Below are 22,210 nucleotides of genomic sequence, written 5' to 3'. Positions count from 1 at the left end.
GGTGACTCTCGGATGACCACGGACACAGACGCGACGCGCGACCGCCACACCTGCACAGCGTGCGGCGAGGCGTACCCGACCGAGCGACTACTGGTCCTCCACCGGGGTGCGAGACACCCCGACGACCTCGACGACGAAGAAGTCGAGGCGTACCGCGAGGCGTACCACGAGGAGGAAGCGGAACTCAAGTCGTTCCGCGTCCGTGCGCTCGGCGTCATCGTGCTGCTGTACTTCGGCTTCCTCATGCTGTTCATCGTCTTCGCATCATGACCCGACTCCGACCCATCTCCCTCAGACGATTCGGTCTCGGTCTCCTGCTGGCGAGTCTTCTGTCGCTCCTCGCGGACCCGGCGGCCGCGAGCAACGCCGCGGTCGGACTCGCGGGCGCGTCGCAGGACAACCTCGCGGTCCCGCGGTGGCTCTATCTCGCCACCGGCGGCGCGACCGTCGGAGCCTCCGCGCTCCTCGCCAGTTTCGTCACCGACCGCCGATTCATCGAGCGCGTCCACCTGTGGCAGACCGGTCCCGATGCGGGCGTCTCGGACGGACTCCTGCGCGCGCTCCGAGTCGCGGGCGGCGTCCTCGGCCTCGCGGTCCTCGCGCTCGCGGTCTCCCTCGGCTACACCGGCCCGCAGGTCCCGACCGTCAACTTCGCCGTCATCGTCGTCTTCGCGGGGCTCCGCGCCGGCTACACGATGCTCTCGTATCTCGTCGCTGATACGTGGCGCGCGCTGAACCCGTGGCGGACCCTCGTCTCGGCGGTTCCGAACGGCTTCGTCTCGTACCCCGAGCGACTCGGCCGCTGGCCCGCGGTCGCGGGGATTCTCGCGCTCGTCTGGGTCGAGACCGCGACCGCCGTCACGACCCGGCCCTCGGTCCTCGCGACCGCGCTCGTCGCCTACTCGGTCGTCACGCTCGCCGGCGCGGTCGCCGTCGGCGCGGACGCGTGGTTCGACAAGGTCGACCCCGTCTCCGTCTTCCTCCAGTTCTACGGCCGGGTCGCGCCGGTTCGCCTCGACGACGACGGCCTCTCGTTCCGCCTGCCGGGGATGCGACTCGTCACCGACGACGACCTGACCGACCTCGGTGACGTGGCCGTCGCGGTCGTCCTCGTCTGGGAACTCACCTTCAGCGGTTTCGTCACGACCGAACAGGGCGCGGCGGCCGTCCGGTGGCTCGCGGGCGTCGGCCTCCCGCCGCTTTTCGTCTACGGACTGCTCTACCTCGGCGGCTTCGGGGTCTTCCTCGGTCTCTACGTCCTCGCCGCGCGGGTGACCGCCCGCCGCATCGACACCTTCGAGACGCCGCTCGACCTCGCGGTCACATTCGCGCCCTCGTTGCTCGCTATCGCCGCGGGCTACCACCTCGCGCACTACGTCGGCTTCTTCGTCTCGCTGTCACCGATGCTCGTCCACGCGTTGTCGTCGCCGCTGTCGTCGCCGGCGAACCCGGTCGTGCTCACGCTCCCCGCGTGGTTCGGCGGCCTGAACGTCGCGTTCGTCCTCCTCGGCCACCTGCTCGCGGTGTGGGTGGCGCACTCGCAGGCCTACCGAACCTTCCCCAGCAGACTGCAAGCCGTCCGGAGCCAGTTCCCCTTCGTCGCGGTGATGATTCTCTACACGATTCTCAGCCTGTGGCTCATCTCGCTGCCGACCGCGAACCCGCCGTTCCTCTGATTATTAACTAACTGGCTTCAATTTGTGAAGTTACAATATCTAAACCCCGTTTTCTAACAGGTGAATTATTAACCTGTCCCTGACTACTGCCGAGTATGAGCGAACACGACGGACGCAAGCCCGCCCCCGACGACGAGGCGGACGCGTCCACTAACCCGCCAGATGACGACGGGTGCGGGTGCGACGACGCCTGCGGGGTCGAGGGTGCGTCGGAGTCGGGGGCGGCCGGCGAGACCGGGGGCGACGACTCCGCCGGTGGGCCCGCTGATTCGACCCGCGCGGAGTTCTCCGTGCCGGATATGGACTGCGCCTCCTGTGCGAACAAGGTCGAGTCCAGCGTCCGGAAACTCGACGGCGTCGGCGACATCGACCCGCGGGCGACGACCGGCCGACTCGTCGTCGAGTACGACGCCGACCGGACCACGCCCGACGACATCCGGGGCAACATCGAGGGCGCGGGCTACGCCGTCGAAGACGGCCCCTCGACCCGCGAGGTCTCGTTCACCGTTCCGGACATGGACTGCGCCTCCTGCGCCGGAAAGGTCGAAAACGCGCTCAACGGTGCGCCGGGCGTGCTGTCGTACGAGACGCGCCCGACGACCGGAACCGCTGTCGTCACGCTCGCGGCCGACGCGGACCTCGATTCGGTCGTCTCGGCCATCGAAGCCGCCGGCTACGAGGTCACCGGAACCGACGCCGCTGACGCCGTCGACGGCGACGACGGCCACGGCCACTCTCACTCCCACGGCGGGACCACCGGCGCGGACCGCGGGAGCGTCTGGCGCAGTACGCGCGCGGTGAAAACGTGGATAAGCGGCGGCTTCCTCGCGGCGGGCATCGCCGCGGAGTACCTACTCGGGCTGGAACTCGTCGTCGCCAGCGTCCTCGGCGTCTCGTTCACGGCCGCCGAACTGCTGTACGTCCTCGGGGCCGCGGTCGGCGGGCAGGCCATCCTCCGCAACGGCTACTACTCCGCGAAGAACCGCAGTCTCGACATCGACTTCCTGATGTCGACGGCGATTCTCAGCGCCGTGGCCGCCAGCCTCATCTCCGGGCCGACGAGCCTCTACTTCGAGGCGGCGACGCTCGCGTTCCTCTTTAGCGTCTCCGAACTGCTCGAACGCTACTCGATGGACCGCACGCGCGACTCCCTCCGAGAGCTGATGGACCTCTCGCCCGACGAGGCGACGGTCCTCCGAGACGGCGTCGAGACGGTCGTCCCCGTCGAGGAACTCGTCGTCGGCGACGTGGTCGCCGTCAAACCCGGCGAGAAGATTCCCGTCGACGGGACGGTAGTCGAAGGCGACAGCGCGGTCAATCAGGCCCCCATCACCGGCGAGTCCGTCCCGGTCGACAAGGCCGAGGGCGACGAGGTGTTCGCGGGCACCGTCAACGAGGCGGGCTACCTCGAAGTCCGCGTCGACTCCGCCGCGGGCGACGACACCCTCTCGCGCATCGTCTCGATGGTCGAAGACGCGCAGGCCAACAAGACCGAACGCGAGCAGTTCGTCGAGCGCTTCTCGTCGTACTACACGCCCCTCATGGTCGTCGTCGCGGTCGCGGTCGCGGCGATTCCGCCCATCGCGTTCGGCCTCGACTGGGTGACGTGGTTCGTCTACGGCATCACGATGCTCGTGCTCGCCTGCCCCTGCGCGTTCGTCATCTCGACGCCCGTCTCTGTCGTCTCGGGCATCACGTCGGCCGCGAAAAACGGCGTGCTCATCAAGGGCGGCACGCACCTCGAAGCGATGGGCTCGGTCGAGGCCGTCGCCGTGGACAAGACGGGCACGCTCACGAAGGGCGAACTCACCGTCACCGACGTGGTCCCGCTCAACGGGAACTCCGAAGAGGACGTGCTTCGGTGCGCCCGCGGCCTCGAAGCCCGGAGCGAACACCCCATCGGCGAGGCCATCGTCTCCCACGCCGAGGGCACGGGCGTCGCCGCCCGCGAGGTCGACGACTTCGAGAGCGTCACCGGCAAGGGCGTCCGCGCCGACCTCGACGGCGTCCCGCACTTCGCCGGCAAACCCGGCTTCTTCGAGGAACTCGGCTTCGACCTCGAACACGTCCACGTCACCGGCCCCGGCGAGGCGCTCTCCGCGGAGGTCCGACAGCTCTGTGACCGCCACGGCTGTCTCAACCTCGTCGAGGACACGATTCCGCGCCTCCAGTCCGAGGGCAAGACGGTCGTCGTCGTCGGGACCGAAGACGACCTCGAAGGCGTCGTCGCCGTCGCTGACGAGGTCCGGCCCGACGCCCGCGAGACGGTCGCAAAGCTCCGCGAGGCCGGCCTCTCGGTCGTCATGCTCACCGGCGACAACGAGGGGACCGCCCGCGCCATCGCCGAGCAGGTCGGCGTCGACGACTTCCGCGCGGGCCTCCTCCCGGAGGACAAGGCCGCCGCCGTCGAGGGACTGCTCGACGAGTATGGCTCGGTCGCCATGGTCGGTGACGGCATCAACGACGCCCCGGCGCTCGCCACTGCCACGGTCGGCGTCGCCATGGGCGCGGCCGGAACCGACACCGCCCTCGAAACGGCCGATATCGCCCTCATGGCTGACGACCTCTCGAAGCTCCCGTACCTCTACGAACTGTCCCACCGGGCCAACGGCGTCATCCGGCAGAACATCTGGGCGTCGCTCGCCATCAAGGCCGTCCTCGCGGTCGGCGTCCCCTTCGGCTACGTCTCGGTCGCGCTCGCGGTCCTCGCGGGCGACGCCGGGATGACCATGGGCGTGACGGGCAACGCGATGCGACTCGCCCGGATTCGGCCCGACGAGTGAGACGCGGGAGGCTGACCGTCTCCGTCTTTTCCGGTCCGTGCCTGCCAGATTCGCGCATCCGTGCCACTTAGTGGCGTGACAGTATCAACGCGTCCGCAATTCTTGCCACACGAGAAACGGCTGGCTGGGTTTTGCCGACGCCGCGCGTCAGAGATTGGCATGGGAGACGACGAGCGGACGCCACGCAGAGACGCGAGCGAGCGAGCGACCCGACCGATGCGGAGCCGAGACGCCCGCGACGCCGGCGATTCCGACCGCACCCGACGACGGTTCATCTGGCTCGCCGGGACCGCCGCGATGGCGGGATTGGCCGGCTGTTCCGGCGGCGGCGGGGCCGAGCCGTCCGAGACGACCGCGACGACGACGCAGTCGTCGGGTTCGACCGGGGGCGTCCCCGAGGCGTACGCGACGGCCACGTCCCTCGACGGCACCCAGCGCAACCCCGACAGCCTCTCGTCGCAGGAGGCCGTCTCGTATCAGGACGAACCGAGCGAGGGCCGGCAGTGTTCGACCTGTCGGTACTACATCGAGGACAAAAACGGGGACGGCGTGGGCGCGTGCGCCATCGTCGCGGGCGAAGTCGATCCCGAGGGGTACTGCGTCTCCTACGTCGAATACGAGGGGTAGCTTGGGCGGCTTCGCCGTCAGGAGTCGTCGCCCGTCGGCCCGACGGCGCTCTGAATCCGACAGCGGATGGACTCCTCGACGCCGTCGCGCCCGACCGGAATCACCCACTTCTCGCCGCAGCCGAGGACGGTCACCAGCTCGCCGTCCTGTCGGTGTTTCACCGAGACGAACACCTCGCCGCGCTCGGGGTCGTAGTCCACGAGTTCGACGAGCACGTCCTCGCCGGCGATGAGGAGGTTCTTCGCGCCGTCCAACTCGGTGACGTAGGACTCGGTGTTCCCGGCGGGGTCGGTGACGAACAGTTCGACGACCGGCACGTCCTCGCCGTCGGGATAGCTCGCGTCGACTTCGATTGCCCCGTCCTCGAGCCGGATGCCGTGTATCTCGACGAGCGACGCCGCGACGCCGAAGCTGTCAGCGACCTGCTGACGGAGGTCCCCCAACGGGATTCGAACCGACTCTCGAATCGTTCCCATGCCAGCCCCTACGAACGGGGGGTGTATGAGCGTGTCCGCTAGTCGTCGCCCCAGAGGGCGTCCGCGAGCCGCGACCCCGACGGGACGGCCTCGCGGAAGGCGACCGAGTCGAACGCGAGCGGCCCGTTGAGCGACAGAAAACCGAGTTCGCCTTCGGGCGCGCGGTCGAGGTTCGTCAGAAAGGCCACTTTGCGGGCGGCCTCGACGCCTTCGACGGTCGCGTCGGGGTCGACCGACTCGTACAGGGCGGCGTGTTCCCGGACGTGTTCGACGCAGCGTTTCGTCGGCGCGAACAGCAACAGCGCGTGGACGCCCGGCCCCTCGCGGCCGAGTTTCGTCCGGATGGCGTGCTCGTCGTCCTTGTAGAAGTAGCGCTCCATGCGGCGGTACTGGCGGAGTATCTCGTTCGCGCCGGTGGCGTGGCGGACGGCGGCGTCGGCCTTGAGTTCGATGAGGTAGTCCACCGGCTCGGGCGTCCGCACCCGGACGTACACGTCGGCGACGCCGCGGTTCCCGTAGTGGTCGTACGGCTCTTCGAGGTGAATCTCCACGTCGTCGAAGGCCGCCCGGAAGTGCTCGACCACCCGCGTCGCCAACTCGTCCTCGCGCATCTGTCGGTCGAGACGAGGCGACCGTCGGGGAAATGTCCCGCGGTTCGGCCGGCGGCGACCCAGTGCATCGGAAAACACATACCGCCGGCGTTCGGTTGGGGAACCGATAGATGTCCCTGCCGACCCGCAGACAGGTCCTCCGCGCCGGCGGCGCGTCGCTCGTCGCCGCGCTCGCCGGGTGTTCCGGCGAGGGGTCCAGTTCCAGTTCGGACGTGCCGTCCGGTCCCTCCCCGGACACGCTCGTCACCGACTACGACCACCTCCAACTCCGCAACGACGCCGAGGCCGCCGTCTTCCGGGACGCCGCCCGCGACGACGAGGACACGGAGTCGTTGTACCTCGACGACTTCCTCGTCACCACCGACGAGGAACGCGAAAACGTCGCGCTCGCGGCCGAAACCGACGGTATCGACGAGGCCCGCGCGTTCATCGACGAGACGGATTTCGACGAACAGACGCTCGTCATCACCCAGCACCGGACGGACGCCTGCCACCGCGTGAAACTGCTGTACGTCACGCACCCGCCGGACAGCGTCGTCGACCTCGACTTCTGTCGCCCGCTCCGGCCTGCGTCGGTCGAGTGCTCCGTGGACGACCGCCACGTCGTCGCCTCGCTGGTCCGACTGCCCTACTCGTCGCAGGGCGAGTCGAGTTGGGGCCACGGCGGCGGAAGCAGTTGCCGCATCCCGTCGTCGCTCCGAACCGAGACGGAGGACGCCTGAGATGTCCCGAACGCGACGCGACGTGCTCGCCTCGCTCGCCGGAGTCGGGGTCGCCGGACTCGCGGGCTGTACCGCCCTCGACGCGGGCGAATCTGACTCCGATGACCCGACGCTCGACCCGGCGGCGCTCCGGGAGGTCATGGAACTCGGGTCGCCGGCGTTCCCGGCCCGCGTTCCGGCTCCGATTGCTGATTCGTTCCTCGAACAGAGCCGCGGCCGCGCCCGCGAGCTCCTCGATTCCTGCCCCGAGACGATGTCCCCGGAGGAGGTTCCGAACGAGGCCGTTCGGAACGTCTACGCCGAGGCGTACGCAGACGCTACCGCGGCCCTCGCCCCCTCGGACACCGACGAGTCGCCCTTCGAGACGCTTCAGGGACTGCGCTACGCTCGCGGGGCCGCGGCGATGGCGAAGGGAACCTACGACGCCGCAGTCGGTGACCTCACCGAGGCCGACGTGCGCGACGAGGCCGAATCGGTCCGCGCGGATATCGAGTCGTTCCAGCGCGCCACGCGCTACCTCGGTAACGACCCCGACCGGGCGCTCGTCGTGTACGAGGCCGTCGAGAACCTCGTCGCGGGGGCGGCCCGGTCTCTCGACAACGCCGACGAGTACGGCCGCTACGCCGACAGCGCCCCGCGAGTCGGTGAACTGCTCGACGCGGTCGAGTCGGCGCGAGCGTCGCTCGACGGCGCGCACCACGTCCGCGACCGCTATCTGGCGTCGATTGCCGACCCGATAGACTTCACCGACGCGTTCGCGTCGACCGCGTCCTCGCTCGGCGGCGTCACCGAGGACCGCCGGGCCGAGTATCCCGAGGAGAGAGGGCTCGAAGCCGTCGTCGCGGGCGAGGGGTTCGACCTCGAACAACTCGAATCCACGCCGGCCAAGGACCTGCTGGTGGAGACGTTCGTCGAAGTCGAACGCGGGCTTCGAGACGCCCGTGAGGGCCTCCGAAGCGACCGCTTCGCCACCGCGCTCGTGGGCGCTCATACCGCTGAGACGCACCGCCGGGCGTTCGAGGACGCCGTCACGGCGGTCAAGCGAGGCCGGTACGAGTCGGCCGAGTCCGCGGCCGCGGTCAGGGACGCGAAACTCGGCGCGCTCGAAGCCCTCGAAGCCGCCCGTTCGGACGGGTCGAACCCGCACCTGACGCGGCGCGCGTTGGTCGATATCGCCCACATGGTCGCCCGCGGAGACGGCTACTTCCGCGACGACTACTACGAGGACGGCGACCCTCGGGCCGCGCGAAACGCGCTCGCGCAGTACGCGACCGCCGAGTTCGCCGCGCGTGAGACACCCGGCGTGAGCGCGTGGGTGCTCGGGACGCTCGCGGCCGAACGCGGCGGCGTCGGTCGCTGACGGGCCGGCCCTCTCGTTTCCCCTCGTTCTCGACCGTCGCCGGCGCGTCCGTGCGCCCGCCTCGCCCGGCCGAGGAAGTTACGTGTCGGCGGGCGTACCACTCTCTCACGATGCCTGCCGAACCATTCGTCGTCGTCGGCGGCGACGCCGCCGGACTCTCCGCCGCGAGCAAGTTCGCCCGCGCCGACACCGACCGCGAGGTCGTCGTCTTCGAGAAGGGCCGCTGGGTCTCCTACGCCCACTGCGGCACGCCCTACTTCGTCAAAGGCGAGGTCGACACGCTCACCGACATGCTCTCGCTGTCGCCCGAGGCGGCCGCCGACCGCGGCATCGACCTCCGGCGCGAACACGAGGTCGTCGCCGTCGACACCGACGAGCGAGTCGTCACGGTCGAGGGACCGGACGGGACGTTCGAACAGCCCTACGGCGACCTGCTCGTCGCCACCGGCGCGCGGGCGCTCCGCGAACCGATAGACGGCATCGACCTCGACGGCGCGTTCACGCTCCACGGACTGGACGACGCGGCGGCCATTCGGTCGTTCCTCACCGACCCGGACGAGGCCTCGGTGGCCGACCTCGGCGGCGGCGGCTCCGTCGACGAGGCGCGCGCGGCCCGCTTCGGCGCGATGGACCCGCCCGACTCGGTCGCCATCGTCGGCGGCGGCTTCGTCGGCGTCGAGATGGCGGAGGCGTTCACCGCCCACGACCTCGACGTACATCTGTTCCAGCGCTCCGGCCACGTCCTCGGCACGTTCGGTGACGCCGTGGGCGAGCGGGTCGAGGAACATCTCGAAGCCCACGGCGTCACGCTCCACCTCGGCGCGTCGGTCGAGCGACTCCGCGGCGACGACGCGGACCGAATCGAGGCCGTCGTCTGCGAGGACGGCGACCTCGCGGTCGACGCGGCGATGGTCGGCATCGGCCTCCGCCCCAACGTGGACCTCGTCGCGGACGCGGTCGACCTCGGTGAGACGGGCGCTATCGCGGTCGACGACCACGGGCGGACGAGCGCCGAAAGCGTCTACGCCGCGGGCGACTGCGCCGAAATCGACCACGTCGTCACCGGCGAGCCGACGTGGAACACGCTCGGCCTGCCCGCGAACCGCGCCGGGCGCGCCATCGGTCAGACCGTCGCCGGCGACCCCGAACCCATCGGGACCGTCGCGAACACCTCGGTCGTGAAGGCGTTCGACCTCGAATGCGGCCGCGCCGGCGTGACCGACTTCGACGAGGCGCGCGATGCGGGCTTCGACCCCGTCTCGGAGACCATCACCGCCGGCTCGCGGTCAGGCTACTACCCCGGCTCCGCCGAGACGACCGTCACGCTCGTCGCCGACCGCGACACCGGCAGACTGCTCGGCGGGACCATCGTCGGGGCCGACCGCGCCGCCGTCAGAATCGACACCGTGGCGACCGCGCTCGCCGCCGAGTTGACCGTCGCCGAGGTGGAGCGTCTCGACCTCGGCTACGCGCCGCCGTTCAGCCCCGTCTGGGACCCGATTCTGACCGCGGCGAAGGTCCTCCGCGGCTCGCTGTGAGCTGCGAGCGGTTCGAAATTCGAACCGAACAAAACGACTATCATCGATTGTGTGGTAACGATACGCTCACGTGCTGAATATTACTGCAACCGAACGCAGGCGTCTCGAATCCGGGTCGGCGGAGACGGAACGGTCGACGCGGCTGAAACGGTCGGCGGGGCCGCAACGGTCGGCGGAACCGACCGAGCGGCCGAGTTCGCCGGAACCGCGCCGCCGCCCGTCGAGCGGAGCGTGGTGTCGGTGAACGGCCGGGTCGCCGCCGGGCTGTTCGTGCTTCTGGGACTGCTCTGGGGGAGTTCGTTCGTCGCAATCGAAGTCGGCCTCGCGTACTTCCCGCCGCTCCAGTTCGCGGCGCTTCGGTTCTTCCTCGCGGGGCTCATCGTCCTCGGCTACGCCGCCGTCTCGACCGACTACTGGCGGCCGCACAGCCGGACCGACTGGACGCTCGTCGGCGTCTCCGGCGGCCTCCTCATCGGCGCGCACCACGCGTTTCTCTACCTCGGACAGGAGCACGTCCCCGGGGCGGTGGCGGCCATCGTCATCAGCCTCGGGCCGGTCCTGACCGCGCTGTTCGCGACGGGTATCCTCGGTGACCGCATCTCCCCGCTCGGCGTCCTCGGCTTCGGCTTCGGCTTTCTGGGTGTCGGCCTCGTCGCCCGACCGGACCCGAGCGCGCTCCTCTCCAGCGACGTGGTCGGCGTCGCCACCGTCCTCGTCGCCTCGGCGTGTTTCGCCCTCGGTGCCGTCCTGACGCGCCCCTTCTCCTCGGACATCCCCGCGCGGACCCTTCAGGCGTGGGCGATGCTGTTCGGGGCCGCGCTCCTGTCCGTCGCGGGCGTCGCCACCGGCGAGTCGCTCGCGACCATCGAGTGGTCCGGCGTCGCCGTCGGCTCCCTGCTCTACCTTGCCGTCGTCAGCGGCGCGGGCGCGTTCCTCATCTACTTCGAACTGCTCGGCTGCTTCGGTCCGACGCAGATAAACCTCATCGGCTACCTCGAACCCGTCTCCGCGACGCTCCTCAGTTGGGCCTTCCTCGGCCAGCTCATCGACGCCGTAACCGCGCTCGGCTTCGTCTCCATCTTCGCCGGCTTCGCGCTCATCAAGCGCCGGGCGCTCGGGGAGTTGGTCGCGGGTGCACGCGACGGGTCGGCGGAGTGAGTCCGCGGTCGCGTCCCGCGTCCCGCGTTTCACCCCCGGAGCAACGGGCACAAGTAGTCGAGCGAGCGAACACTCACTCACCATGCCCGTCGACTCCGTGCCGCCCGAGCAGAAAGCACAGATTGCGAACGCGGTCCGCGCGGCGCTCGCCGAGCACGGCTACGCTCGGCTGACGACAAAGAAGGTGGCCGCGGAGAGCGACAAGAGCGAGGCGGGACTGTACTACTACTACGACTCGAAAGACGAGATGATAGTCGCGTTCCTCGAAACCTCCGAGGACTACCTCGCGCGGAGCCTCCACGACATCGACGCCGAGGGCCCCGAAGCGCGACTGCGAGCGGTCTGCGACATCCTCCTCGTCGACGAGGGCGACGCGGCCGCCGCCGGCGTCAACATCGCCGTCATGGAACTCCTCTCGCACGCGCCGCACAACGAGACGCTCCGCGAACCCCTGCTCAGGATGGAGCGCCACACCCTCGGCGTCATCGCCGACATCGTCCGCGACGGCGTCGAACAGGGCGTCTTCCGCGAGGTCGACCCCGAAGGAACGGCCGCGTTCGTCCTCTCGGCGACCGACGGTTACACCGGCTTTGCCCTCGCGCTCGGGATGGAGGGCGTCGGGGACGACCTCCGGGCGTCGCTGTCGGCGTACATCGACTCGCTGTTGGTCGTCGCGTGAGCGCGCCCCCGACCGTCTACTTCCGCCGACCACCTTTCGGTCCGGCGCATCTCCGCCGAATCGGCCGTATGGAGTGGACGAACGCCTGTCGAAGGGTCGTGGTACCTTGACTCTCAGAAGTGTTATCCGTCGGACGACCCTCGATTTGTACGTAATGGCACACGGCAAAGTTGATTTCTTCAACGACACTGGCGGCTACGGTTTCATCTCTACTGACGACGGCGACCTCGACGACGACGAAGACGTGTTCTTCCACATGGAAGACGTCGGCGGCGACGACCTCACCGAAGGCACCGAAGTCGAGTTCGACATCGAGTCCTCGCCCAAGGGCCCCCGCGCGGCGAACGTCGTCCGGCAGTAACACCGAGACGCGACTGCCGGTCACAGCTGGCAGACGCCGACCTCGATTTTTCAGACGACTACGCCCCGAGCAGACGCGCTCGACACGACGGTTTCGCCCCGTCGCACTCCCACCCGTCTCCAAGTAAGTACTCACTCAGTAGATTTATATCGCTTCCCGAACGACTCGATTCCATGCCGAACCCGTTCAGCGTCCGCGTCCCGTCACATCGCACCCAGCATCCGCGCCCGGCCACAGCTCTCGGAGTTCCCCGATGACGCTCGTCGAGGACGCGACGCTCGGCGTCCACATCCTCGCGGGGTTCGCGGCGCTGTTCGCCGGCTTCGGCGCGATAGTCACGACGAAAGGCGGTCGTCGCCACCGGCGAGCGGGGCGGATTTACGTCGCGGGGATGACCGTCGTCGCGGTCACGTCGCTCGCGTTGTTCGCCCTCGCGCCGACCCGCGGGCGGACGTTCCTCGCGCTCGTCGCCGTGTTCAGCTACTACTTCGTCTTCTCGGGCGACCGCGTCCTCTCGCGGAAGCGCCCGACCGACGGGCCGGAACCGCTCGACTGGGTCGCGGTCGGCCTGCTCACCGCCGCCGGCGTCGGTCTCCTCGCCATGGGCGCGCTCCGGTTTCTCGCCGGTGACGGTTTCGCCGCCGTGATGCTCGTGTTCGGCGCGGCGGGTACCGGCTTCGGCGTCCGCGACCTCGTCACCTTCCGCCGCGAGCGCGCCGCGTCGCGCGAGTGGTTCTTCGAGCACATCGGCCGCATGGGCGGCGGCTACATCGCCACCGTCACCGCCTTCTCGTCGGTCAACTTCGACTTCCTCCCGACCGTCGCCGCGTGGCTCTGGCCGACCGTCGTCGGCACGCCGCTCATCGTCGCGGCCATCCGGAAGTACAGACGCGGGCCGTCTAGTGGGGCCGCCTCGACCGCGGATTGACGCCGGTCCGCGGGTGGTCGCTCGCCTCGCAGTCTGCGCATTCTCTCTTATCGACGTTCCGCTCACCACCACGAACAGCGGCGCTCACCGGCGACTCCGTCACCAGCACAAAATAATAACATAGTAATATAGAATAGCAGAACTTATTATCTCTAAGAAGATTTCTAATAACATGCGAACGAAGACCCGACGCAGGTTCCTCGCGACAGTCGCCGGAAGCGCCGCCGTCGGCCTCGCGGGTTGTCTCGGCGGTGATGACTCGTCCGATTCGGCTGGTTCGACCGACTCACCCGCCGCCCCGGAGACGACGGCGACGGCTTCCTTTTTCGTCTTCGGGGACGTGGCGCGCCACGTCGCTGGCGACGCCGCGTCCGTCGAGACGCTCGTCCCCATCGGCCAGCACGGCCACGGCTGGGAGCCCGGCCCGGACGTGCAGGGTCGGGTGCTCGAATCCGACCTGTTCGTCCACGGAATGCCCGGTTTTCAGCCGTGGGCCGACGACATCCGCACCTCGCTCGAAGCCGACGACTCGGGTGTCTCCGAAGTCGACGCTTCCGCCGACGTGGAACTCCACGAAATCGGCGCGGACGGGCACGTCCACGACGACGAGCACGCCGAGGAGTCGGAGACGCACGACCACGGCGAACTCGACCCGCACTTCTGGCTGGACCCCACGCGGGTCGCCACCGCGACCGAGACGCTCCGCGACGCCTTCCAGTCGGTCGATGCCGCGAACGCCGACGCCTACGCCGCCAACGCCGACGCCTACCGCGAGACGCTCTCGGAACTCGACGCCGCATTCGAAGACGGCCTCGCGGACCGCGAGCGCGACGTGCTTCTCGTCGCCGGCCACGACGCCTACGGCTACTTGGCCGACCGCTACGACCTCGACATCGTCGCGCTCACCGGCATCTCGCCCGACGAGGAGCCGTCGCCGCGGGACATCGAGCGGGCGCAGGCGACCATCGAGGAACACGGTATCCGACACGTCCTCGTCGACCCGCTGGAGTCCGACCGCGCCGCGCAACAACTCGTCTCCGAGACGGACGCCGAAAACGTGCTCCCGCTCACGCCGCTTCCCGGCGTAATGACTGAGTGGGAGGAAAACGACTGGGGGTACGTGGACATCATGCGCGAGGTGAACCTCCCGTCGCTCCGGACGGCGCTCGGCGCGCAATGACGGCCGTCTCGCTCAGCGACGTGACCTTTTCGTACGGCGACGTCCCGGTCGTGGACGGGGTTTCGCTCGACGTGCCCGAAGGCGAGTTCCTCGGGCTCGTCGGCCCGAACGGGTCGGGAAAGAGCACGCTCCTGACGCTGATGCTCGGCCTCCAACGCCCGACCCGAGGCGAGGTGCGGCTGTTCGACCGCCCCGCCCACGAGTTCTCCGACGGCGAGCGCGTCGCCTACGTCGCACAGGACGCGACGGACGCGGCCCGCGACATGCCCGTCACCGTCCGCGAAGTCGTTCGGATGGGGCGCTACCCGCGGAACCTGTTCGGCCGCTTCTCGGCCGCCGACCGCGAGGTGGTCGCCGCGGCGCTCGACCGCGTCGATATCGCGGACCTCGCTGACCGCCGGGTCGGAGCGCTCTCCGGCGGCCAGCGCCAGCGGGTCTTCGTCGCCCGGGCGCTCGCGGCCGAAGCCGACCTGCTCGCGCTCGACGAGCCGACGGTCGCCCTCGACGCCGAGTCCCGCGAGGCGTTCTACGACCTCCTCGGCGACCTGAACGAACAGGGGATGACGGTCGTCCTCGTCGAACACGACATCGGCGTCGTCACGACCCGCGCGTCCCGAATCGCCTGTCTCAACAAGCGGCTGTACTTCCACGGCGACCCCGACGACTTCGCCGACAGCGACGCCCTCGCCGCGGCCTACGGCGCGAACCAGCGCGTGCTCGACCACGACCACGGTCACGGCCACGCCCACGCCGAACCGGAGGACGAGTCGTGACCGGCCCCGTCGCGCTCGCGGCGACCGACCTCCTCGCGGTCGAGTTCTCCGCGGCCGACTCCCTCGCGCCGCTCCTCGTGACCGACGCGCTCACGGGACTCTTCGACTGGTTCCTGACGGCGGTCGTCGGCGGCGCGTTCTCGTGGCTCGCCGGCGTCACCGGCCTCACTTCCTCGGCTATCCCTACATGCAGCGGGCGTACCTCTCGGTGCTCTGCATCGGCGTCGTCGGCCCGCTCGTCGGGTCGTTCCTCGTCTATCGCGACCTCTCGATGGTCGGGGACACGCTCGCCCACACCGCCTTCGCGGGGGTCGCGCTCGCGCTCTTTCTCGACGCGACGCTCGGCCTCGCGGTCCCGCCGCTCCTCGGCGCGCTCGTCGTCGCCGTCGTCGCGGCGCTCGTCGTGCAGGCGCTCATCGAGTACACCGACGCCCGGAGCGACGCCGCGCTGGCGATGGTTCTGACCGGCGGCTTCGCCCTCGGGAGCGTGCTCATCTCGCTGACCGGCGGCGGCATCTCGGTCGGCATCAACCAGTATCTGTTCGGCTCGCTGGCGACCGTCTCGCGGGCCGACGTGGGCCTCCTCGTCTCGATGGGGCTCGTCGTCGTCGGCTCGGTCGCGGTCGCCTACCGGCCGCTCGTCTACGTCACGTTCGACGAGACGGCCGCCCGCGCCTCGCGGCTCCACGTCCGCGCCGTCAACACGCTCCTGTCGATTCTCACCGCGTTCGTCGTCGTCAGCGCGATGCGAATCATGGGCGTCATCCTCGTCGCGGCGCTGCTCGTCATCCCCGTCGTCACCGCCTCCCGGATCGGTCGGAGCTTCAAGCAGTCGCTCCTGTACGGCGTTCTCGCGGGCGAACTCGCCGGCCTCGCCGGCGTCACCGTCGCGTACCTCTACGGGCTCGCCGCCGGCGGCTCCATCGTCCTCGTCGCGCTCGCGGGCTTCGTCGCCGTCGCCGTCGGCCGTCGACTGACCTGAACGCGCCTCGCTTCGGCCCTCCCACCGAACCCCGGTCGCGCCGACTCCGGGGTGATTCCGGAGAGCCCGGCTGCGACTCCGGAGAGCCCCCGCCGCGACGCCGACCTTGACGGCACAACTGATTTCACCACGACCCGACGATTTCCGGTTCTATCAGCGCCGGTAGTCTGGTATCTATATCGCAATATCCTTCCCGTATCTGTCCTCTCAGGCCGCCTCGAGGCAATTAGCGGCAATATGAGGTTATCTCGTTTGATACTGCTCGCGAATACTTATCACTTTACTCTCACACTCGTTCGTATGGAACTCGAGCGAAACGACCGGGAGCCGGCCGCCGGAGACGGTCCCGCCTCCCGACAGCACGACGCGTATTCCGGCCCCGGTGCCGCCGGCGCGGAGGAGGTCGCCCGCGCGACCGACCAGCAGGCCGCGAGCACCGGGGAGGTGGCGAGCCTCGTCGACGAGACCGCCCGGGGTGCGTAGATGTCGCTCACCGACGCGCCCGACGGCGCGCTCGCGGAGCCGACGCAGGTCCTCGAATTCGAACTCGGTGAAGAACGGTACTGCGTCGTCCTCGACGCCGTCACCGAAATCATCGACCGCACATCGGCGCGCTCGCTGCCGGACTCGCCGCCGCACGTCGTCGGCGCGATGGACTACCGGGGCGCGACGACTGAGCCGACCGCACCGTACTTTCTTGAACGCTCCCGCGAACCACTCGGACGATGAATACGCGTCGGGACGCCGCCGTCGATAGCTTCGATTCCTTTCGGCAGTTCATCGGGCTCGAACGCGACGTGCTCGTCCTCTCGGTGGCGATGTTCGCGTTCAGTCTCTCGTTTCAGATGACCGGCCGATACGTCCCCGAGTACCTCCGAGTGCTCGGAGCCGGCGCGACCGTCGTCGGTCTCTACGGGAGCGTCGGCAACCTCATCGGGGCGCTGTACCCGTATCCGGGGGGCGCGCTCTCCGACCGACTCGGGTCTCGCCTCTCGCTCACGCTGTTCGGCACACTCTCGTCGGCCGGCTTTCTCTTCTGGTTCGTCGCCCCGCAGGTCCCCGAGGTGACGCTCGCGGGCGTCTCGCTCGAACCGTGGCTCTGGATTTTCGTCGGCCTGTTTCTCACGCAGGCGTGGAAGTCGTTCGGCCTCGGCGCGACGTTCGCCATCGTCAAACAGAGCGTCCCGCCGGAGCGGCTGGCGATGGGGTTCGCCAGCACCGAGATTTTCCGCCGCATCGGCTTCCTCCTCGGGCCGCTCATCGCGGCCGCGCTGCTGGCGGCGACGGCGACGTTCGTCGAGGGTTTTCGGTACGTTCTCATCGTCGCCGCGGCGTTCGGCATCGTCGCCACCGTCGCCCAGCACCTCCTCTACGACGCGGGCGAGGACTCGCTGGGCAGGTCGTTCGAGGGGCTCGCACAGCTCCGCGACGACCTCCGGTCGCTCCCCGAGACGCTCCGGCCGCTCCTCGTCGCGGACACGCTCATCCGGTTCGCCAACGGGATGGTGTACGTCTTCTTCGTCATCGTCGTCACGGAGTTCCTCGAAGTCGGCTTCACCGGCTTCGGCGTCTCGCTCCGCCCGGACGCCTTCTTCGGCGTCCTCCTCGGCGTGGAGATGGTGGTCGCGCTCCTGACGAAGCTCCCCGTCTCGAAGCTCGCCGAGCGGACCGGGCTCAAGCCGGTCGTCGCCCTCGGATTTTCGGTGTACGCGATGTTCCCGGTCCTCCTCATCTTCGCGCCGGCGGACCAGTGGGTCGTCGTCGCCCTCTTTGCGTTCTCCGGGCTCCGGTTCGCCGGCCTCCCCGCGCACAAGGCGCTCATCGTCGGCCCGGCGGAGCGAAACGCCGGCGGGCGGGTGACGGGCGCGTACTACCTCCTGCGAAACACCATCGTCATCCCGAGCGCGGCGCTCGGCGGCTGGCTCTACGCGCGCGACCCGACCCTCGCGTTCTCGGTCGCGTCGCTCGTCGGCGCGGTCGGCGTGGTCTACTTCGCCCTCCGCGGCGAGGAGTTCGCGGCGTACGCCGGCGGGGCCTGACGCTCAGCCACCGGGAGCGCCCCGCGATAGAGACGGTCTGAGCCGCCGATACGGCATTTTAACGGCAGTATAACCAGTTCGGCTGGTGACCGGTCGCTCCGCCCCCGACCACACAAAGATTGAACTTCGTTAACATACATCTTTGTTCATGGATATAGGAATCCTCGGTGCTGGTCGACTCGGTGGGACGTTGGCCCAGCTTTTGGTGGAGTCGAACCACGAGGTGGCGATAGCCAACGACAGCGGAGTCGAGTCGCTCGAAGACCTCTCGGAGACGCTCGGCCCGCAACTGCGCCCGGTGGAACCGAAGCAAGCCGTTCGGTTCGGTGACGTGGTCTTTCTCGCGATTCCGTTCCGCGAGCGCGACTCGCTGCCCGACGCGGCCCGGTTCGCGGAGAAAATCGTGGTCGACGCGATGAACCCCTACACGGAGAACTTCCACGTCATCGACCTCGGCGACGACACCTCCTCGGAGCTCGTCGCGTCTCAACTCCCGGACGCGAGGCTGGTCAAGTCGTTCAACACCATCCACTGGGAGACGCTCCGGGACCTCGGCCACCCGGACCTCCCCGAATCCGAGCGCCTCGCGGTCTTCCTCGCCGGTGACGACTCGGACGCCAAAGCGCGCGTCGCCGGCCTCATCCGTGACATCGGATTCGGCCCCGTCGACGTCGGCGGTCTCGTCTCCGGCGGCGAACTGCTGGAGCCCGGCTCGGCGCTCTACAAGCGCGAAATCACGGTCGAAGAGGCGCAAGACACCGTCCAAACCCTTCGTGCCCGACAGGGCTGACCGTCGTCACCGCAAAACTATCATGGTTTTTGATTGTGTATGCTCGGCACCAGATTCCCCGCGTCGAGTACCACTCCTGTATCCGTTCGATTCCGTGACAGTCACGAATTACAACTGTTCACAAATAGCATGGATTTAAGGGTCACCGTCGCACACAGACGCCTGTTAAGGCACCCATGATGGCACAGACGAACGACTGGAAGGACTCGCGCGTGACGTACGACGAGTCGACCGGCTCATACCGGGTCGACCGCGATTCTTCCGAACTCCTCAGCACGAACGTTGTATTGAGTATTGCGGCAATCGAGGGCGTCCGCCCCACGCAGCTTCCGCCGCTCGCACGGACTATCGACCCCGACGCCCTCGAAACGGTGTTCGGCTGTTCCGAAGACGCGATTCTCTCGTTTTCTTACGCGGGCTACCGCGTGACGCTCGACGCGCTCGGTTCTATCGAAGTGGTCCCCATCGGCGACTCCCAGCCCCTCCAGTGAGGCGACTCGCCGCCTAACCGCCGACCACTCACCGCTCACTCGCCCCGACGAGCGGCGACGCGGCCCCGATTCGGTGCGCCGACCCCGCGAGACTCGTCAGCGTTCGCGGTAGGTGCCGCCTGACCGACCGGTCGTGACAGTAGGCGAAACATACCAAAACGTCCTGTCACCGTCTCCCACGGTATGTTCGGAACGAGTGGAATCAGAGGTCCGGTTGGCCGAACCGTGACCGCCGAACTCGCCCTTCGAATCGGCCGCGCGGTCGGCTGCGACGCCTGCACCGTCGTCGTCGGCCAGGACGCTCGGCTCAGCGGCGATGTCCTCGCTGACGCCGTGAGCGCCGGGGTCCGCGAGTGCGGCGCGAACGTGGTCCGACTCGGCGTCGCCTCGACTCCGACGGTCGCCCGCGCGGTCGGCTGGGCCGGCGCGGACGCCGGCATCGGAATCACCGCGTCCCACAACCCCGCCGCCGACAACGGCCTGAAGCTCTGGACGCCCAGCGGCCGCGCCTTCGACAAGGCCCAGACGCGCGATATCGTCCACCGGCTCAACCGCGACGAGGTGTCGCTCGCCGCGTGGGACGAACACGGCGAAGAGCGCGCGTGGCCCGAGGCCGCGACCCGCCACGTGAGCCACCTCGTCTCGTCGTTCGACGACCTCGACGACGTGTCCGTCGCGTTCGACCTCGGCAACGGCACGGGCCGCGTCTCGGTCGACGCGCTCTACGAACTCGGCGCGACGGTCAACACCATCGACGCCCAGCAGGACGGTCGGTTCCCCGCCCGAAAGAGCGAGCCGAACGCCGAGACGCTCACGGCGCTCCGCCGAACCGTCCCCGCGCTCGGCGCGGATGTTGGCCTCGCCCACGACGGCGACGCCGACCGACTCGTCGCGGTCGACGAGACCGGCACGTACGTCCCCGGCGACGCGCTGCTCGCGCTGTTCGCGCGGGACGCCGTTTCTCCGGGCGACGCCGTCGCCGTCCCCGTCGATACGAGCCTCCTCGTGCAGGACGTGGTCGAGGCCGCCGGCGGGCGCGTCACCTACACCCCGGTCGGTGACGTCCACGTCGCCGAGGCGGTCGCCGAACCCGGCTACGTCTTCGGCGGCGAGCCCTCCGGCGCGTGGATTTGGCCCGACGAGACGCTCGCCCCCGACGGCCACTACGCGGCGCTCACACTCGCTGACCTCGTGGCCCGGGGCGCGCCGCTGTCCGAACAGGTCGCCGACCTCGGCGGCGCGGGGTACGCCACCCGTCGCGCGAGCCTCTCGTTCGACGACAAACACCAGGCGGTGGACCGCATCGCCCGCGACATCCACGCGACCTACGACGAGGTCGACACCATCGACGGCATCCGCGTCGACACCGACGACGGCTGGTTCCTCGTCCGCGCCAGCGGGACCGAACCGCTGGTCCGCATCACGGCGGAGGCCCGCGACGAGGACGACGCCGACCGCCTGTTCGAGGACGTTCGCTCGCTCGTCGAGGGCGCGCGCATCGTCGCCTGAAGCCCTCGATTTTGTGACCCGTCCGCCTCCTCGCCCGAGGGTAGTTCAGTTCGCGCACGCGAGCGACCGTTCTCACGGTTTATGTACCGTGACGCCCGACCTCCGCGCAAGCGACGATGCATCACGACTCTCCGCCGCGCGACGGTTCGACGGGTTCGCTCACGCGCCGCGCCGCGACGAAAGCCGTCTCTCTCGGCGCGCTCGCGGCCCTCGCGGGCTGTCTCGGCGGCGGTTCGAACGCGGGGCCGACGCCCGAACCGGTCGACCTCTCGGGCGGGAAGGAAGACGACCAAGGCGGGATGGTCATCGGCCTCCACGCCGGCCCGAACGGACAGATTTTCTACCGCGACAATGCGCCCGAGGGCCACGACAACCCGGCGTGGTTCCACACCCTCAGCATGGGGCTGTTCCCGTACTACTTCGAACACCGGGAGCGGGGTTGGGAGGCGACGGCGGTGTACGTCACGGACTACTCGACGGTCGACTACGAACTCTCGACCGAGGGCGGCGACACGTTCATCTCGACGCCCACCGGCGCGGATACGTTCGGTGACGCCACCGAGATGACCTACGTCGTCGAAAGCGAGGTGCTCGGAGGAATGGGTAAAGACCTGATTCCCTTTTCGTCGGAGTCCGACGCCGACGGGTTCGTCGCCGAACACGGCGGGAAGACCGTGGTCTTCGACGACGTGACGCCCGAGTGGCTCCGCGGCTACATGCGGTCGTAGCGCCTCGCGCCGCCGCTGTCGTCGGGTGAAAACAACGAGCAGCTCGGCGGCGCTCAGAAGGAGTGTTCGGGGACGCGGACGCCGTCGACGTAGACCGACACCGCGTCGGTCGACCGGAAGTCGGTGATGTCGCCCGCGAACTGGTAGCGCCGCGAGTCGTCGCTGACGGTTCCCTCGGCGGCGGGCCCGACCGTTCCGGTCGTGCTGAGCGCGCCGTTCGACTGGAGCGGTGAGATGGACCCGCTGACCGTCACTTCGAACGACGAGACGGAGCCGGTGCCGGCGACGACGAGCGTGTGCCCGTCGCCGTCGGCCGACTCGCCTGTCTGTTCCGTCGCCGAGCCGAGCCCAGAGAAGCCCGCGAGCGCGCCGGCGGCCGATACCGACCCGCACAGCGCGAGGTATTTGCGTCTACCGACGTCGTCGTCAGTCGTCGTCTCTGGGTCCTGCCCGGTGGACCGTTCTCTTACCATGTCTCAGGGGTTGCGGATTACATCCATAAATGTTGCGATAATTATATTAGTAGGAATACATGAATGTCTATCGATGATATTATTGGCGGTGTTACTGTTCGATTTGACGACAAGTCCTGTCGATTCGTTCGAGGGACGAAAACGCTTGACTGCGCTCTTTTATTCTCGAATTAATCCGTTTCTTATGGCTGCATTAATCCCGGATTCGGGACGCCGATTCGACTATCCGAGTTCTGATATTTTTGGCGCTCCCTGAGTGTACTAACTTCTGACACGAACACTCGGTGCGGTGCACCGCAGTCCGCTGCCCGCGGATATCACGCCGC

The 22,210-nt window shown here is 68.7% G+C and carries 21 protein-coding genes and 3 pseudogenes; 21 read left to right on the top strand and 3 right to left on the bottom strand.

Annotated features, from left to right (window positions below; genetic code table 11):
- Positions 1–12 precede the first annotated feature (12 nt).
- The 4 genes from HVO_RS04655 (at position 13) to HVO_RS04640 (ending at position 5,086) form a co-directional block, all read left to right on the top strand.
- On the top strand, positions 13–270 hold the full coding sequence (locus HVO_RS04655) for a hypothetical protein (protein ID WP_004040980.1): 258 nt from the start codon (positions 13–15) through the stop codon (positions 268–270).
- On the top strand, positions 267–1,676 hold the full coding sequence (locus HVO_RS04650; protein WP_004040979.1) for a hypothetical protein: 1,410 nt from the start codon (positions 267–269) through the stop codon (positions 1,674–1,676). The genes HVO_RS04655 and HVO_RS04650 overlap by 4 nt, the downstream gene beginning before the upstream one ends.
- 95 nt (positions 1,677–1,771) lie before the next feature.
- The gene (locus tag HVO_RS04645) at positions 1,772–4,459 is read left to right on the top strand and encodes a heavy metal translocating P-type ATPase (RefSeq protein WP_004040978.1); all 2,688 of its coding nucleotides are present in this window, start codon (positions 1,772–1,774) and stop codon (positions 4,457–4,459) included.
- A 159-nt stretch (positions 4,460–4,618) separates the two neighbouring features.
- Positions 4,619–5,086 (top strand): high-potential iron-sulfur protein, encoded by a 468-nt coding sequence (locus HVO_RS04640; protein ID WP_004040977.1) that lies wholly within the window; start codon positions 4,619–4,621, stop codon positions 5,084–5,086.
- Between the two features lie 17 nt (positions 5,087–5,103).
- On the opposite strand, the gene HVO_RS04635 is transcribed toward HVO_RS04640, so the two are convergent.
- Positions 5,104–5,562, bottom strand: a complete 459-nt coding sequence (locus HVO_RS04635) for a hypothetical protein (protein ID WP_004040976.1) — start codon at positions 5,560–5,562, stop codon at positions 5,104–5,106.
- 38 nt (positions 5,563–5,600) lie between these two features.
- The gene (locus tag HVO_RS04630; protein WP_004040975.1) at positions 5,601–6,173 is read right to left on the bottom strand and encodes a hypothetical protein; all 573 of its coding nucleotides are present in this window, start codon (positions 6,171–6,173) and stop codon (positions 5,601–5,603) included.
- A 110-nt stretch (positions 6,174–6,283) separates the two neighbouring features.
- Between HVO_RS04630 and HVO_RS04625 the strand changes: the two genes are divergently transcribed.
- The 17 genes and pseudogenes from HVO_RS04625 to HVO_RS04545 all read left to right on the top strand — a co-directional run bounded on the left by HVO_RS04625 (position 6,284) and on the right by HVO_RS04545 (position 21,411).
- On the top strand, positions 6,284–6,895 hold the full coding sequence (locus HVO_RS04625) for a hypothetical protein (protein ID WP_004040974.1): 612 nt from the start codon (positions 6,284–6,286) through the stop codon (positions 6,893–6,895).
- Between the two features lies 1 nt (position 6,896).
- Positions 6,897–8,255, top strand: a complete 1,359-nt coding sequence (locus tag HVO_RS04620) for a hypothetical protein (protein WP_004040973.1) — start codon at positions 6,897–6,899, stop codon at positions 8,253–8,255.
- A 110-nt stretch (positions 8,256–8,365) separates the two neighbouring features.
- Positions 8,366–9,793 carry an FAD-dependent oxidoreductase gene (locus HVO_RS04615; protein ID WP_004040972.1) on the top strand — a complete coding sequence of 476 codons (1,428 nt, stop codon included), beginning with the start codon at positions 8,366–8,368 and terminating at the stop codon, positions 9,791–9,793.
- 240 nt (positions 9,794–10,033) lie between these two features.
- Complete coding sequence (locus HVO_RS04610; RefSeq protein ID WP_049914690.1) at positions 10,034–10,951, top strand: DMT family transporter; 918 nt, start codon at positions 10,034–10,036, stop codon at positions 10,949–10,951.
- A gap of 82 nt (positions 10,952–11,033) precedes the next feature.
- Complete coding sequence (locus HVO_RS04605) at positions 11,034–11,630, top strand: TetR/AcrR family transcriptional regulator (protein ID WP_004040970.1); 597 nt, start codon at positions 11,034–11,036, stop codon at positions 11,628–11,630.
- 154 nt (positions 11,631–11,784) lie between these two features.
- The gene (locus HVO_RS04600) at positions 11,785–11,991 is read left to right on the top strand and encodes a cold-shock protein (protein WP_004040969.1); all 207 of its coding nucleotides are present in this window, start codon (positions 11,785–11,787) and stop codon (positions 11,989–11,991) included.
- A 253-nt stretch (positions 11,992–12,244) separates the two neighbouring features.
- A complete protein-coding gene (locus HVO_RS04595) occupies positions 12,245–12,919 on the top strand; it encodes a hypothetical protein (protein WP_004040968.1) in 675 nt (224 codons plus the stop codon).
- A gap of 172 nt (positions 12,920–13,091) precedes the next feature.
- Entirely contained in the window at positions 13,092–14,099 is a 1,008-nt protein-coding gene (locus HVO_RS04590; RefSeq protein WP_004040967.1) for a metal ABC transporter substrate-binding protein, read from the top strand.
- Positions 14,096–14,872, top strand: a complete 777-nt coding sequence (locus HVO_RS04585; protein WP_004040966.1) for a metal ABC transporter ATP-binding protein — start codon at positions 14,096–14,098, stop codon at positions 14,870–14,872. Before HVO_RS04590 ends, HVO_RS04585 begins: the two co-directional genes overlap by 4 nt.
- Positions 14,869–15,854 (top strand): annotated as a pseudogene (locus HVO_RS04580) (metal ABC transporter permease). The gene HVO_RS04585 and the pseudogene HVO_RS04580 overlap by 4 nt, the downstream one beginning before the upstream one ends.
- 348 nt (positions 15,855–16,202) lie before the next feature.
- Positions 16,203–16,334, top strand: a pseudogene (locus HVO_RS21460) (methyl-accepting chemotaxis protein); the annotation flags it as partial.
- A gap of 3 nt (positions 16,335–16,337) precedes the next feature.
- Positions 16,338–16,529: pseudogene (locus HVO_RS04570) on the top strand (chemotaxis protein CheW); the annotation flags it as partial.
- Between the two features lie 50 nt (positions 16,530–16,579).
- Entirely contained in the window at positions 16,580–17,893 is a 1,314-nt protein-coding gene (locus HVO_RS04565; protein ID WP_004040962.1) for an MFS transporter, read from the top strand.
- 148 nt (positions 17,894–18,041) lie between these two features.
- A complete protein-coding gene (locus HVO_RS04560) occupies positions 18,042–18,683 on the top strand; it encodes an NADPH-dependent F420 reductase (RefSeq protein WP_013035211.1) in 642 nt (213 codons plus the stop codon).
- Between the two features lie 176 nt (positions 18,684–18,859).
- Positions 18,860–19,174, top strand: coding sequence for a HalOD1 output domain-containing protein (locus HVO_RS04555; protein WP_004040960.1), 315 nt, complete (start codon positions 18,860–18,862; stop codon positions 19,172–19,174).
- 183 nt (positions 19,175–19,357) lie between these two features.
- The gene (gene glmM, locus HVO_RS04550; protein WP_013035155.1) at positions 19,358–20,683 is read left to right on the top strand and encodes a phosphoglucosamine mutase; all 1,326 of its coding nucleotides are present in this window, start codon (positions 19,358–19,360) and stop codon (positions 20,681–20,683) included.
- Between the two features lie 116 nt (positions 20,684–20,799).
- Positions 20,800–21,411: a nitrous oxide reductase accessory protein NosL gene (locus HVO_RS04545; RefSeq protein ID WP_004040958.1), complete on the top strand. Its 612-nt coding sequence runs from the start codon at positions 20,800–20,802 to the stop codon at positions 21,409–21,411.
- 53 nt (positions 21,412–21,464) lie between these two features.
- Here HVO_RS04545 and HVO_RS04540 read toward each other — a convergent pair whose 3' ends face one another.
- Positions 21,465–21,884, bottom strand: coding sequence for a hypothetical protein (locus HVO_RS04540; protein ID WP_004040957.1), 420 nt, complete (start codon positions 21,882–21,884; stop codon positions 21,465–21,467).
- Positions 21,885–22,210: the final 326 nt, after the last annotated feature.

Source organism: Haloferax volcanii DS2, assembly GCF_000025685.1.
Taxonomy (GTDB): Archaea; Halobacteriota; Halobacteria; order Halobacteriales; family Haloferacaceae; genus Haloferax; species Haloferax volcanii.
The sequence above is the reverse complement of the archived record's forward strand: the minus strand, read 5'-3'. Positions and strand labels throughout refer to the sequence as shown.

Coding starts and splice junctions, on each gene's coding strand:
- HVO_RS04655 (WP_004040980.1), top strand. CDS start 13: ATGACCACGGACACAGACGCGACGCGCGACCGCCACACCTGCACAGCG.
- HVO_RS04650 (WP_004040979.1), top strand. CDS start 267: ATGACCCGACTCCGACCCATCTCCCTCAGACGATTCGGTCTCGGTCTC.
- HVO_RS04645 (WP_004040978.1), top strand. CDS start 1,772: ATGAGCGAACACGACGGACGCAAGCCCGCCCCCGACGACGAGGCGGAC.
- HVO_RS04640 (WP_004040977.1), top strand. CDS start 4,619: ATGGGAGACGACGAGCGGACGCCACGCAGAGACGCGAGCGAGCGAGCG.
- HVO_RS04635 (WP_004040976.1), bottom strand. CDS start 5,562: ATGGGAACGATTCGAGAGTCGGTTCGAATCCCGTTGGGGGACCTCCGT.
- HVO_RS04630 (WP_004040975.1), bottom strand. CDS start 6,173: ATGCGCGAGGACGAGTTGGCGACGCGGGTGGTCGAGCACTTCCGGGCG.
- HVO_RS04625 (WP_004040974.1), top strand. CDS start 6,284: ATGTCCCTGCCGACCCGCAGACAGGTCCTCCGCGCCGGCGGCGCGTCG.
- HVO_RS04620 (WP_004040973.1), top strand. CDS start 6,897: ATGTCCCGAACGCGACGCGACGTGCTCGCCTCGCTCGCCGGAGTCGGG.
- HVO_RS04615 (WP_004040972.1), top strand. CDS start 8,366: ATGCCTGCCGAACCATTCGTCGTCGTCGGCGGCGACGCCGCCGGACTC.
- HVO_RS04605 (WP_004040970.1), top strand. CDS start 11,034: ATGCCCGTCGACTCCGTGCCGCCCGAGCAGAAAGCACAGATTGCGAAC.
- HVO_RS04600 (WP_004040969.1), top strand. CDS start 11,785: ATGGCACACGGCAAAGTTGATTTCTTCAACGACACTGGCGGCTACGGT.
- HVO_RS04595 (WP_004040968.1), top strand. CDS start 12,245: ATGACGCTCGTCGAGGACGCGACGCTCGGCGTCCACATCCTCGCGGGG.
- HVO_RS04590 (WP_004040967.1), top strand. CDS start 13,092: ATGCGAACGAAGACCCGACGCAGGTTCCTCGCGACAGTCGCCGGAAGC.
- HVO_RS04585 (WP_004040966.1), top strand. CDS start 14,096: ATGACGGCCGTCTCGCTCAGCGACGTGACCTTTTCGTACGGCGACGTC.
- HVO_RS04565 (WP_004040962.1), top strand. CDS start 16,580: ATGAATACGCGTCGGGACGCCGCCGTCGATAGCTTCGATTCCTTTCGG.
- HVO_RS04560 (WP_013035211.1), top strand. CDS start 18,042: ATGGATATAGGAATCCTCGGTGCTGGTCGACTCGGTGGGACGTTGGCC.
- HVO_RS04555 (WP_004040960.1), top strand. CDS start 18,860: ATGATGGCACAGACGAACGACTGGAAGGACTCGCGCGTGACGTACGAC.
- glmM (WP_013035155.1), top strand. CDS start 19,358: ATGTTCGGAACGAGTGGAATCAGAGGTCCGGTTGGCCGAACCGTGACC.
- HVO_RS04545 (WP_004040958.1), top strand. CDS start 20,800: ATGCATCACGACTCTCCGCCGCGCGACGGTTCGACGGGTTCGCTCACG.
- HVO_RS04540 (WP_004040957.1), bottom strand. CDS start 21,884: ATGGTAAGAGAACGGTCCACCGGGCAGGACCCAGAGACGACGACTGAC.